The sequence below is a fragment of the Staphylococcus hominis subsp. hominis genome (genome assembly GCF_002901845.1).
Lineage (GTDB): Bacteria > Bacillota > Bacilli > Staphylococcales > Staphylococcaceae > Staphylococcus > Staphylococcus hominis.
The window spans coordinates 933,273-946,474 of sequence record NZ_PPQE01000025.1 but is presented as its reverse complement, the minus strand read 5'-3'; the positions used below and the strand labels follow the sequence as shown (position 1 = coordinate 946,474).

Here is a 13,202-nt window from a genome sequence, read left to right as displayed (position 1 = left end):
TTCGAACGATGATAAAGCGATATATTTAAGGAGGAATTTAACATGCCACGAGTTAAAGGTGGAACAGTAACAAGAGCACGTCGTAAAAAAACGATTAAATTAGCTAAAGGTTACTTCGGTTCAAAACATACATTATATAAAGTAGCAAAACAACAAGTGATGAAATCAGGTCAATACGCATTCCGTGACCGTCGTCAACGTAAACGTGATTTCCGTAAATTATGGATTACACGTATTAATGCAGCTGCACGTCAACATGACATCAGCTATTCTCGTTTAATGAACGGCTTAAAAAAGGCTGACATTAACATTAACCGTAAAATGCTTTCTGAAATTGCTATTTCAGACGATAAAGCTTTCGGTGAATTAGTATCAAAAGCTAAAGATGCTTTAAAATAATTCATATTTAAAAGCCAATAAGGTAACTATAAAACCTTATTGGCTTTTTTTATTTACTTTTATTCATCAAATATTCTTTAATAGAATTATGATAAGTAAACGAACCAGTTAAATATCATTGTGATTTAAATCATTGGTTTGTTAAACTATTAAAAAAGAATATTAATTTCAAGGAGTTAACTATGTCTAAATTTGATGAACAAATCATCGTCGTATCAAGAGAATTATTATTTAATAATGAAAAAAATGCATTTAATGGATTCTTATCGAAAAACGATGGTCAAGGTGAAGAAATATTTAATACGTTTAAAAATTATGAAGTAAAAAGACGTGGAGATATGGAAGAAGATCCATCTTATAAACAACTTATTTCATATTGTCTTTTAGAAAATGAAAATGATGAAATCTTAGTATATCAACGTTTAAGTGGTGGCGGAGAAGAACGCTTACACGGACAGTCTTCAGTGGGTGTTGGTGGACATATGAATAATGTTGTTGGCGCCGATTCAATTAATGAAGTTTTAAGAGTGAATGCACAAAGAGAACTTAATGAAGAAGTAGGATTATCTGAAGATAGATCTCAAAATATAGAATATATTGGTTTTATTAATGATGATACTAATGCGGTAGGTAAAGTTCATATAGGTGTTGTTTTCAAAATTAAGGTGAAATCTAGTGATGTAGAAGTTAGAGAAACCGACACTTTAAAAATTAATTGGGTATCACAAGATGAAATAAATGATTTAAATCATTTTGAATCATGGAGTGCGTTAATTTTAAAAGATTTAAAATAAAGGGGGCTCAATATGTCTGATATTATCCCTTTTCCTCAATCAAAGCAAAAATTATATCATAATATTTTAAATGCACAACAACAAAATAAATATAAAGAAATGTATCAATTGTTTGATATATATGAAGCCTCATTCGAATTAGATAATCAATTATCTTTGATTAAATGTGACATGTTAAATGAATTAGGGTTATATTTAGAATTAAGAGAAGAAGCAATTATTTTCTTAAAAAAAGGTATACCTCATTACGACGAACTGATTATTTTCTATATTAAAGCATTAATAGGTTTAAATCAGAATTATGAAGCAATTGAAGTCATTAATCAAATCATTAACGAAGTGAAAGAACATAAAACTAGAATGGCACTCTTTCCATTAAAAGAATATGCACAATCTAAATTAGATGAAGACAAGAAACTTTCTAGTCAATTATTATCAGAATTTACTAGTTTAGATTTAAATCGTCAAACTAAATTAATGATTAAACTCATTGATAACGGACATTATGAATTCAGAAAGACGGTTGCTTTTTTATTATCTAATCAAGTAGAATCTTATAATTTGAAAAGTCTCATGCTTGAGTATTTACGTTTTTCAAATTATGATAGTGAAATAAAAATTGAGAAGTATGGTTATGAAGTCAACATCTTACCTACAACATTAAAAGGTTTAGAACACACAGATATGAAAACTACTGTTATTCCCAAAGTTCTCGATAGATTAGAAAATGGAGCTTTGAATATACAAAATGAAGCTCAGTATGTGATGAATAATCATTCAATAAAACTATATCCACTTGATATATTTTCACTTTTTAATGAAGAAGATTGGATAATAGCTTATGATGTTTATTTTAAGTCAATGATTGGTATAGAAGTAAGTGAAGCAAATCAAGAATTATTAGCATTAATTTATCAGTTAGATAATTAAATGTGAGCAAATCATTTTAGTTTACTTAAATGATTCTGTAAAGTTGAATTATTATTTAAAATCGCCTATAAAACATTGTTTGTGTCCATATTGGACCTATGATATAATAGGGAAGTTGAAAAAATTAAAAATGTAAGCATGGAGGTATTTATACATGACAGCAACTTGGGAAAAAAAAGAAGGTAACGAAGGTTTATTAAAAGTTACTGTTCCAGCAGAAAAGGTAAATAAAGCATTAGATCAAGCATTTAAAAAAGTGGTTAAACAAATTAACGTGCCTGGTTTCCGTAAAGGTAAAGTGCCTCGTCCAATTTTCGAACAACGTTTTGGCGTTGAAGCATTATATCAAGATGCAGTAGATATTCTTTTACCTGAAGCTTATGGTGAAGCTATTGAAGAAACTAAAATCAATCCAGTCGCTCAACCTGAAATTAATGTAACTCAAATTGAAAAAGGTAAAGATTTCGAATTTGAAGCAACAGTGACTGTTGAACCTGAAGTTAAATTAGGAGATTATAAAGGTCTTGAAATTGAAAAACAAGATTCTGAATTAACTGATAAGGATTTACAAGATGCAATTGATCATAGTTTAGGTCATTTAGCTGATATGGTAGTTAAAGAAGATGGTGCAGTTGAAGAAGGAGACACTGTAAATATTGACTTTGATGGTTATGTAGATGGCGAACAATTTGAAGGTGGCCAAGCTGATGGTTATGATTTAGAAATTGGTTCAGGTTCATTTATTCCAGGATTTGAAGATCAATTAGTAGGCGTTAAAACTGGAGAAGAAAAAGATGTTGTTGTAACATTCCCAGAAGAATATCACGCTGAAGAATTAGCTGGTAAAGAAGCTACATTCAAAACTAAAGTAAATGAAATTAAATACAAAGAAGTACCCGAATTAACTGATGAAATTGCAAATGAATTAGATTCAGATGCTAATTCAGTAGATGAGTATAAAGAAAACTTACGCAAACGTTTATCAGAAGAAAAAGCACAAGATGCTGAAAATGTGGAAAAAGAAGAAGCAATTAATAAAGCAACTGAAAATACAACAATTGATATTCCACAAGCTATGATTGACACTGAATTAGATCGTATGGTTCAAGAATTTGGTCAAAGAATCCAACAACAAGGTTTAGACTTACAAACTTACTTCCAAATTTCTGGTCAAGATGAATCTCAATTAAGAGAACAAATGAAAGACGATGCAGAGCAACGTGTTAAAACAAACTTAACATTATCAGCAATTGCAGATGAAGAAAATATCGAAGTCACAGATGAAGATATTGATAAAGAATTAGAAAAAATGAGCAGTCAATTTAATATCTCAGTAGAAGATATTAAACAAACTCTTGGTAATACTGATATCATTAAAAATGATGTACGTATTCAAAAAGTAATTGATTTATTAAGAGACAATGCTAAATATGTTGATTCAGCTAAAGACGATAAAAAAGAAGACAAATAATAAACTTTTAAATTGATATAAAGTTTAAAAAATAAGTAGCAGGTGCATCATTATATGTATCTGCTACTATATGTTTTAAGCATTTTAGTTGTTAACTATCAATTTGCATTGTAGAATGCTATCTAGTATAGTCGTTTAAGGATAGAGGTGTAAATGAATGTTTAAATTTAATGAAGATGAAGAAAATTTAAAATGTTCTTTCTGTGGTAAGGACCAAGATCAAGTTAAAAAATTAGTAGCAGGCAGTGGTGTATATATTTGTAATGAATGTATCGAACTATGTTCTGAAATTGTTGAAGAAGAATTAGCTCAAGCTACTTCAGAAGAATTTACTGAATTACCGACGCCTAAAGAAATTATGGACCATTTAAATGAATATGTTATTGGCCAAGAAAAAGCTAAAAAATCTTTAGCAGTGGCAGTTTACAATCATTACAAACGTATTCAACAATTGGGCCCAAATGAAGATGATGTTGAGTTACAAAAAAGTAATATCGCCTTAATTGGACCAACGGGTAGCGGTAAAACTTTACTTGCACAAACACTTGCTAAAACATTGAATGTACCATTTGCTATTGCAGATGCAACAAGTTTAACTGAAGCAGGTTATGTTGGTGATGATGTTGAAAATATTTTACTACGTTTGATTCAAGCTGCTGATTTTGATATTGATAAAGCAGAAAAAGGAATTATTTATGTAGATGAAATTGATAAAATTGCTAGAAAATCTGAAAATACATCAATTACGCGTGATGTTTCTGGTGAAGGTGTGCAACAAGCATTACTTAAAATCTTAGAAGGTACAACAGCAAGTGTACCCCCTCAAGGTGGCCGTAAACATCCTAACCAAGAATTGATTCAAATTGACACAACTAATATTCTATTTATATTAGGTGGTGCGTTTGATGGTATTGATGAAGTAATTAAACGCCGTTTAGGTGAAAAAGTTATCGGTTTTGCTAGCAATGAAGCAGATAAGTATGATGAAGAAGCTTTATTAGCACAAATTCGTCCTGAAGATTTACAAGCATATGGTTTAATTCCAGAATTTATTGGACGTGTACCAATTGTTGCTAATTTAGAAACATTAGATGTTGAAGCACTTAAAAATATTTTAACGCAACCTAAAAACGCGTTAGTTAAGCAATATACAAAAATGTTAGCTCTTGATAACGTTGAATTAGAATTTACTGAAGAAGCTTTGGCAGCAGTCAGTGAAAAAGCAATTGAACGAAAAACTGGAGCACGTGGATTACGATCAATTATAGAAGAATCTTTAATTGATATTATGTATGATGTACCTTCAACAAGTGATGTTGCTAAAGTTGTAGTAACTGCTCAAACAATTAATGATGAAATCGAGCCTGAAATGTATGATTCAGAAGGGAATTTATTGAACGGTACTAAAACTTCAGCTTAATTATCAACCATATAATAAGGAAGTGGTGATAGAATTCATTTGAGTTCGAAACTGCTTCCTTATTTTTATACATATCATTTTTTTAAAATTTTAGATTTTTAAACATTTATATTATAATAAAGCAGCTATAACAATGAAGAGGTGTTTGAATATGAATATTAACCCAAATAATATAGAATTAATGATTAGTGCAGTGAAAGAAGAACAATATCCTGAAACCAATTTAACTGAAATCGCTTTAAGTGGACGTTCTAATGTGGGTAAGTCCTCTTTTATTAATAGTATGATTGGTAGAAAAAATATGGCTCGTACTTCACAACAGCCTGGAAAAACGCAAACTCTAAACTTCTATAATATTGATGAACAACTTATTTTTGTTGATGTTCCTGGATATGGATATGCAAAAGTAAGTAAATCACAGCGTGAAAAATTTGGGAAAATGATAGAAGAGTATTTAACTAAACGAGAAAATCTAGGTTTAGTCATTCAACTTGTAGATTTACGACATAATCCTACCGAAGATGATGTATTAATGTATAATTATTTAAAACATTTCGATCTGCCAACACTAGTCATTTGTACTAAGGAAGATAAAATTGCGAAAGGTAAAGTTCAAAAGCATATAAAAAATATAAAACAAAAATTAGATTTAGATCCAAACGATACAATTATAAGTTACTCTTCTATTCAAAATTCTAAACAGCAATATATTTGGGATATTATTGCTAATTATATAAATTAAAAGACATATCTTGTAATTAAGTGACAAAATTTTGACTTCACATTAGAATGTTTCTAATTTATTTGAGCATCAAACTTAAATTCATTCTAAAATGTGTTATACTAACAATATTGTTAGTATATGGAGGGCGTTATAAATGCATTTTATTGCTATTAGCATAAATCATCGTACTGCTGATGTAGCTTTAAGAGAGCAAGTTGCTTTTAGAGATGATGCCTTACGATTAGCCAATGAAGATTTATTCGAAACTAAAGCAATTTTAGAAAATGTAATATTATCGACATGTAATCGTACAGAAGTATATGCTGTAGTGGATCAAATTCATACAGGACGATATTATATTCAACGATTTTTAGCTCGTTCATTTGAATTTAAAGTAGATGATATTAAAGCAATGTCTGAAGTTAAAGTGGGGGACGAAGCAGTAGAACATCTATTGCGTGTAACTTCAGGTTTAGATTCAATTGTGTTAGGAGAAACACAAATTTTAGGCCAAATGCGTGATGCATTTTTCTTAGCGCAAGATTTAAAAACAACTGGAACTATCTTTAATCATCTATTTAAACAAGCAATTACTTTTGCTAAAAAAGCACATAATGAAACAGATATCGCAGATAATGCTGTAAGTGTTTCATATGCTGCTGTGGAATTATCAAAAAAAGTATTAGGTAAATTAAAAAATAAACATGCTGTTATTATTGGTGCAGGCGAAATGAGTGAATTGTCGTTATTAAATTTACTCGGCTCAGGCATTAATCATATTACAATTGTAAATCGAACAGAAAGTAAAGCTAGAATTTTAGCTGAAAAACACCAAGTTAGTTATGATAAGCTAGAATCTTTACCTAGTTTATTAACTTCAACTGATATTGTTATTAGTTCTACTAGTTCACCAGATTATATTATTACTAAAAGTATGATTAATCAGGCACTATCATATAGAAAATCTAAATTATTATTATTAGACATTGCAGTACCACGAGATATTGAACCATGTCATAATTTAAGTGATGACGTATTTAATTATGATGTAGATGATTTAAAAGGTTTAGTTGATGCTAATTTAAAAGAACGACAAATAGCGGCTGAAGCTATTTCTAATGAAATTCCTACTGAAATTAAAGCACATAATGATTGGGTAAATATGTTGGGTGTAGTTCCTGTAATAAGAGCTTTACGTGAAAAAGCAATGACTATTCAAGCTGAAACAATGGATAGTATCGATAGAAAATTACCGAATCTATCTGAACGAGAACGAACAGTCATTTCTAAACATACTAAAAGTATTATTAATCAAATGTTGAAAGATCCAATTAAACAAGCTAAGGAATTGAGTAACGATAAAAAAAGTAATGAAAAATTAGAGCTATTTCAAAATATATTTGATATTGAAGCCGAAGATCCTTACAAAGCAGTGAAAGAACGTAAAAAAGAAAAGGAACTTTCAGTACGACATATCTTTAGTTTTGAATAAGCATATTAAAATGGTGATAATATGCAAGAAACGCTATTTATTAGATTTCATGAAATTATATTAATTGTATATTTAATTAGCATTCTTTGTTATTTTATAGACTTTGTTCGGAAGAGTCATAAGATTAGAGTACTTGGAATTTATGCCTTAGGGATTGTTTGGTTTTTACAAACAATCTCTTTGTCTATGTATATTACTTCGCATAGTGATATATTGTTTAATTCCATATTTGATGTTTTTTTCTTCTTGTCATGGATGATTATTTCTATTTCTTTAGTTTTAAATATTATTAAAGTTTTAAGTTTTTCTGTGTTTTTTTTGAATGTAATTGGATTTATCTTATTAACGATGAATACATTTAGACCTGAACACTATACAAACAGTATACAGAGAGTACAAGTTATAAATGAATTATTACTTGTACATGTAGGGCTTGCAGTATTGAGTTATGCTTTTTTTGCACTTGCATTTGTAAATGCATTGCTATATATCATTCAATATAAAAACCTTAAAGAAAAAAACTTTAATCAGAAATATTTTAGAATTGGCAGTGTAGCAACTCTTGAAAAAATTATATTTTTTTCAACTTTGGGCGGTTTAGTGATATTAATATTGAGTGTAATTTTAATTGCTCAATGGGGAATCTATGCGGTTGGTGTAGCAATATTTAAAGATCCGAAGGTTATGTTGTCTGTCATTATTACGCTTCTTTATACAGGATATATCGTTATGTATTTAAAAAAGAAAATCATCTCAATTAATTTAATTTATTTTAATATTATGATATTTTGCCTATGTATGGTGAATTTATTCTTCACTACTCATTTTAATTAAAAGAAAACTTATGTAGGAGGCCTTGTTTATGCGTAAATTAGTTGTGGGTTCACGTAGAAGTAAACTTGCTTTAACACAAAGTAAACAATTCATTGATAAATTAAAAGCCATTGATCCATCTTTAGAAATCGAAATTAAAGAGATTGTCACAAAAGGAGATCGAATTGTGAATCAACAACTATCTAAAGTTGGAGGAAAAGGCCTATTTGTTAAAGAGATTCAAAATGAGCTATTTAACAACGATATCGATATGGCAATACACTCATTAAAAGATGTTCCTAGTATTATTCCAGAAGGTTTAACATTAGGTTGTATTCCTGATAGAGAAATACCATTTGATGCCTATATTGCCAAAAATCATGTACCATTAGAAGAACTTCCTAAAAATAGTATAGTTGGTACAAGTTCATTAAGAAGAGGGGCACAAATATTATCTAAATATCCTCATCTAAAAATTAAATGGATTCGTGGTAATATTGATACACGTTTAAATAAATTAGAAACAGAAGATTATGATGCGATTATTTTAGCAGCAGCAGGACTCAAACGTATGGGTTGGTCTGATGACGTAGTAACAACTTATTTAGATAAAGACACATTACTACCTGCAATCGGTCAAGGTGCTCTTGGCATTGAGTGCCGTCGTAACGATATTGAACTTCTCGAGTTACTTCAAAAAGTTCACAATAATGAAGTTGCAAATTGTGTAACGGCCGAACGAACATTTTTAGCTGCAATGGATGGAAGTTGTCAAGTTCCAATTGGTGGATATGCGAATTATAACAATAACAATGAAATTGAGTTTACAGGCTTAATCATGACACCAGATGGTAAGGAACGTTATGAACATACTGAAGTAGGAACTGACCCTGTAAAATTAGGGAACAGAGTAAGTGAGATACTTAAAGAACAAGGTGCGTATGAAATTATAAGAAAATTAAACGAAGAAGCATCACATTAATACTAAATCTTAGTAGAGGTGTTACAGTTAGATGAAACCAGTGATAGTTATGACGCAAACGAGTAAAGTACAGAGTGATATGGTAGAAGTCATTCATAAGCCATTTATTAAAATTCAATCACTTGAATTTGATACTCAACTCTTGCATGATAATTATGACTGGCTTATTTTTTCTTCAAAAAATGCCGTACATTTATTTTATAAATATTTAGAGTACGTGAATGTAAAACATATTGCAGTAGTAGGCGCTAAAACTGCGCAGTTATGTAAACAATTAGGTATAAATATAGATTTTATACCTAACGATTATTCTCAAGAAGGTTTATTAGAAGGATTAAATCTAGAAAAATCTTCTATTTTAATTCCGAGCAGTGCACAGGCAAGAGCAAAATTGCAACAAACACTCGCTGAACATAATAATGTAGTGAAAATTGACTTGTATACGCCTATAGCGGATAGAGAGAATATTATTGAAGTTATCAATCTAATTCAACATAATCAAGTTGAAGCATTAACATTTTCAAGTTCATCTGCAGTGCGTTATTATTTTAGTGAGGCATTTCCTAAGCATTTTAAAAATTACTATGCTATAGGTCAACAAACTGCAAATAGCATTAGAGCCTATGGTTATGAACCTTATATTGCAGATAAACAAACTTCTGAAGCATTAATAAACACATTTTTAGAAAGTAGGAATAAATAATGAAATTCGATAGACATAGAAGATTACGCTCTTCAGCTACAATGAGAAGTTTAGTAAGAGAAAATCATGTTAGAAAAGAAGATTTAATTTATCCAATCTTTGTAGTAGAAAAAGATAATGTTAGAAGCGAAATTAAATCGTTACCTGGTGTATATCAAATAAGTTTAAATCTATTAGATGATGAAATTAATGAAGCATATGAGTTAGGTATTAGAGCAATTATGTTCTTTGGCGTACCTAATGAAAAAGATGATGTGGGTTCTGGTGCATACGATCATAATGGCATCGTTCAAGAGGCAACACGTAGAGCAAAAAAACTTCATAAAGATTTATTAATCGTTGCTGATACTTGTTTATGTGAATATACGGATCATGGTCATTGCGGTATCATTGATGAACATACACATGATGTTGATAATGACAAATCTTTACCATTATTAGTTAAAACAGCAATTTCTCAAGTCGAAGCTGGCGCTGACATTATTGCTCCAAGTAATATGATGGATGGTTTTGTTACCGAAATTCGACAAGGTTTAGATGAAGCTGGTTATTATAATATTCCAATTATGAGCTATGGCATTAAATATGCTTCTAGTTTCTTTGGACCATTTAGAGATGCTGCAGATTCAGCTCCTTCATTTGGAGATAGAAAAACGTATCAAATGGATCCAGCTAATCGTTTAGAAGCACTAAGAGAATTAGAAAGTGACTTAAAAGAAGGCGCGGACATGATGATTGTCAAACCAGCTTTAAGTTATTTAGATATTGTTAGAGATGTAAAAAATAACACTAATATTCCTATTATTGCTTATAATGTTAGTGGTGAATATGCTATGACTAAAGCAGCATCTCAAAATGGTTGGATAGATGAAGAACGTGTGGTTATGGAACAAATGGTATCAATGAAACGTGCGGGCGCAGATATGATTATTACTTATTTCGCGAAAGATATTTGTCGTTACTTAGATAAATAATGGTTAAGGAGGAACAAGTTAATGACTTATGAAAAATCACAAGAAGCAATGCGCATTGCTGAAACACTTATGCCTGGCGGTGTCAATAGCCCTGTAAGAGCATTTAAATCAGTAGATACACCAGCAATTTTTATGGATCATGGTGAAGGTTCAAAAATTTATGATATAGATGGCAATGAATACATTGATTATGTATTAAGTTGGGGACCATTAATTTTGGGTCATAAAAATAAACAAGTCATTAGTAAATTACATGATGCTGTAGATAAAGGTACTAGTTTTGGTGCTTCAACACTAGAAGAAAATAAATTAGCTGAACTTGTTATTGAAAGAGTACCTTCAATTGAAAAAGTAAGAATGGTTTCTTCAGGTACTGAAGCTACTTTAGCGGCATTAAGACTGGCTAGAGGTTACACTGGTAAAAATAAAATTGTTAAGTTTGAAGGTTGCTATCACGGACATAGCGATTCATTGCTTATCAAAGCAGGTTCAGGTGTAGCAACTTTAGGTCTTCCAGATTCACCAGGAGTACCTGAAGGCACAGCTAAAAACACAATTACAGTGCCTTATAATGATTTAGATGCGATTAAAGTAGCATTTGAAAATTATGGAGATGATATTGCTGGTGTGATAGTAGAACCAGTTGCAGGAAATATGGGCGTTGTACCTCCTAAAAAAGGTTTCTTAGAAGGATTAAGGGAAGTCACTAAAGAATATGATTCTTTACTTATCTTTGATGAAGTCATGACAGGTTTCCGTGTAGGGTATAACTGTGCTCAAGGTTATTTTGGTGTGACACCAGATATCACATGCCTAGGAAAAGTGATTGGCGGTGGTTTACCTGTAGGTGCTTTTGGAGGCAAAAAAGAAATTATGGATAAAATTGCCCCAGTAGGTAATATTTATCAAGCGGGAACTCTGTCTGGTAATCCTTTAGCAATGACAAGTGGTTATGAAACACTAAGTCAATTAACGCCTGAATCATATGAGTATTTCCAAAAATTAGGCGATATATTAGAAAAAGGACTTAAAGAAGTATTTGCTAAACACAATGTTCCTATTACAGTAAATAGAGCTGGTTCTATGATTGGTTATTTCTTAAATAAAGGACCTGTAACCAACTTTGAAGAAGCGAATCAAAGTGATTTAGAGCTATTTAGTAATATGTATAGAGAAATGGCTAAAGAAGGTATATTTTTACCACCTTCCCAGTTTGAAGGAACATTCTTATCTACTGCACATACCAAAGAAGATATTGAAAAAACGATTCATGCTTTTGATAATGCATTAAGTAGAATTGTTTAATATTTAAAAGTTAATATAATAAAAGTGGAACAAAGATGAAATCATATCACGTTCCACTTTTTTTAATTTAAATGCTTTTAATCTAGAAAGAAGTGATGATTTTTGAGGCGAATTTGGCTAAATAATATTATATTATTAATAATAGCGATGATCATGAGTTTAATATTAAAATTATCTCATATGCTTTTACCCTTTATGTTTGGGCCCATTATAGCCTCAATTATTGTGGTTAAAGTACTAAAACTAAATATTAAATGGCCTTTTTGGATTAGTCAGATTGGCTTAATATTACTTGGAGTACAAATAGGATCTACGTTTACGTCACAAGTCATTAACGATATCAAAAATGAGTGGTTAACCATTGTGACGGTGACTGTTTTACTCATCACGTTATCATTATTGATTGCTTATTTTTTCAAAAAAATTGCAAGAGTTAATACTGAAACTGCTATCTTGAGTGTCATACCTGGTGCTTTAAGTCAAATGTTAATTATGGCTGAAGAAGATAAAAAAGCAAATATCTTAGTAGTAAGTTTAACCCAAACTTCTAGAGTTATTTTTGTAGTCGTACTTGTACCACTGATTTCTTTTTTATTTAGCAATTCATCATCAAGTGAAGAGATGATTCATAAAGCTACACCATTAACAAGAGCTTTAAATGTGCCCCAAATTGCCTTAATTATGATTAGTATAGCTTTTGTTTATTTCTTAATGTCAAAAATAAATTTTCCAACAAAACAATTACTCGCTCCAATTATCGTTTTAATTGTTTGGAACTTATCAACTCATCTGATTTTTACTTTAGATAATTATATTCTTGCTTTTGCACAAGTGATTTATATGATTAGAATTGGTTTACAAATTGCACATTTATTAGGTGATTTAAAAGGTCGCATTGCTATAGCAATTATGTATCAAAATATAAGTTTAATTTTAGGGTCATTTTTGATGGTCTTTATGTTTCATTTGTTTACTCATAATTCATTAAACGAATTATTTTTAGGTGGAGCTCCTGGAGGTATGAGTCAAATTGTGCTAGTTGCCATAGCTACTGGTGCAGATGTTGCTAAGATATCAAGTTTTCACATCTTTAGGATATTTTTTATATTATTTTTAGTAGCACCAATAATTAATTACTTTTTAAAACGTAAAAAAAGTGATAATCAATCATAAGGAGTAGAACTACGAATTCAAA

13 protein-coding genes are annotated in these 13,202 nt (G+C 30.3%); all 13 read left to right on the top strand.

What is annotated here, in order from left to right; genetic code table 11:
* Positions 1-42 precede the first annotated feature (42 nt).
* The 13 genes from rplT to CD034_RS06165 all read left to right on the top strand — a co-directional run bounded on the left by rplT (position 43) and on the right by CD034_RS06165 (position 13,180).
* Positions 43-399, top strand: coding sequence for a 50S ribosomal protein L20 (rplT, locus tag CD034_RS06225; RefSeq protein ID WP_002448983.1), 357 nt, complete (start codon positions 43-45; stop codon positions 397-399).
* Between the two features lie 182 nt (positions 400-581).
* Positions 582-1,193 (top strand): NUDIX domain-containing protein, encoded by a 612-nt coding sequence (locus CD034_RS06220; RefSeq protein ID WP_002448986.1) that lies wholly within the window; start codon positions 582-584, stop codon positions 1,191-1,193.
* A 12-nt stretch (positions 1,194-1,205) separates the two neighbouring features.
* Positions 1,206-2,123 (top strand): hypothetical protein, encoded by a 918-nt coding sequence (locus CD034_RS06215; protein ID WP_002448991.1) that lies wholly within the window; start codon positions 1,206-1,208, stop codon positions 2,121-2,123.
* Between the two features lie 154 nt (positions 2,124-2,277).
* On the top strand, positions 2,278-3,594 hold the full coding sequence (gene tig, locus CD034_RS06210; RefSeq protein ID WP_002455227.1) for a trigger factor: 1,317 nt from the start codon (positions 2,278-2,280) through the stop codon (positions 3,592-3,594).
* Between the two features lie 157 nt (positions 3,595-3,751).
* Complete coding sequence (gene clpX / locus CD034_RS06205) at positions 3,752-5,014, top strand: ATP-dependent Clp protease ATP-binding subunit ClpX (RefSeq protein ID WP_049430960.1); 1,263 nt, start codon at positions 3,752-3,754, stop codon at positions 5,012-5,014.
* 151 nt (positions 5,015-5,165) lie between these two features.
* Complete coding sequence (yihA, locus tag CD034_RS06200) at positions 5,166-5,756, top strand: ribosome biogenesis GTP-binding protein YihA/YsxC (protein ID WP_002448982.1); 591 nt, start codon at positions 5,166-5,168, stop codon at positions 5,754-5,756.
* A 136-nt stretch (positions 5,757-5,892) separates the two neighbouring features.
* Positions 5,893-7,230, top strand: a complete 1,338-nt coding sequence (hemA, locus tag CD034_RS06195) for a glutamyl-tRNA reductase (RefSeq protein WP_103288204.1) — start codon at positions 5,893-5,895, stop codon at positions 7,228-7,230.
* Between the two features lie 21 nt (positions 7,231-7,251).
* Complete coding sequence (ccsA, locus tag CD034_RS06190; protein ID WP_002455230.1) at positions 7,252-8,064, top strand: cytochrome c biogenesis protein CcsA; 813 nt, start codon at positions 7,252-7,254, stop codon at positions 8,062-8,064.
* Positions 8,065-8,092: 28 nt separating this feature from the next.
* On the top strand, positions 8,093-9,025 hold the full coding sequence (gene hemC / locus CD034_RS06185) for a hydroxymethylbilane synthase (RefSeq protein ID WP_002455231.1): 933 nt from the start codon (positions 8,093-8,095) through the stop codon (positions 9,023-9,025).
* A 31-nt stretch (positions 9,026-9,056) separates the two neighbouring features.
* The gene (locus CD034_RS06180; protein ID WP_103288203.1) at positions 9,057-9,728 is read left to right on the top strand and encodes a uroporphyrinogen-III synthase; all 672 of its coding nucleotides are present in this window, start codon (positions 9,057-9,059) and stop codon (positions 9,726-9,728) included.
* Positions 9,728-10,702, top strand: a complete 975-nt coding sequence (hemB, locus tag CD034_RS06175; RefSeq protein WP_049430966.1) for a porphobilinogen synthase — start codon at positions 9,728-9,730, stop codon at positions 10,700-10,702. Before CD034_RS06180 ends, hemB begins: the two co-directional genes overlap by 1 nt.
* Before the next feature lie 21 nt (positions 10,703-10,723).
* Complete coding sequence (hemL, locus tag CD034_RS06170; protein WP_002455233.1) at positions 10,724-12,007, top strand: glutamate-1-semialdehyde 2,1-aminomutase; 1,284 nt, start codon at positions 10,724-10,726, stop codon at positions 12,005-12,007.
* 102 nt (positions 12,008-12,109) lie between these two features.
* The gene (locus CD034_RS06165; protein WP_103288202.1) at positions 12,110-13,180 is read left to right on the top strand and encodes an AbrB family transcriptional regulator; all 1,071 of its coding nucleotides are present in this window, start codon (positions 12,110-12,112) and stop codon (positions 13,178-13,180) included.
* The last annotated feature ends 22 nt before the right edge of the window (positions 13,181-13,202 follow it).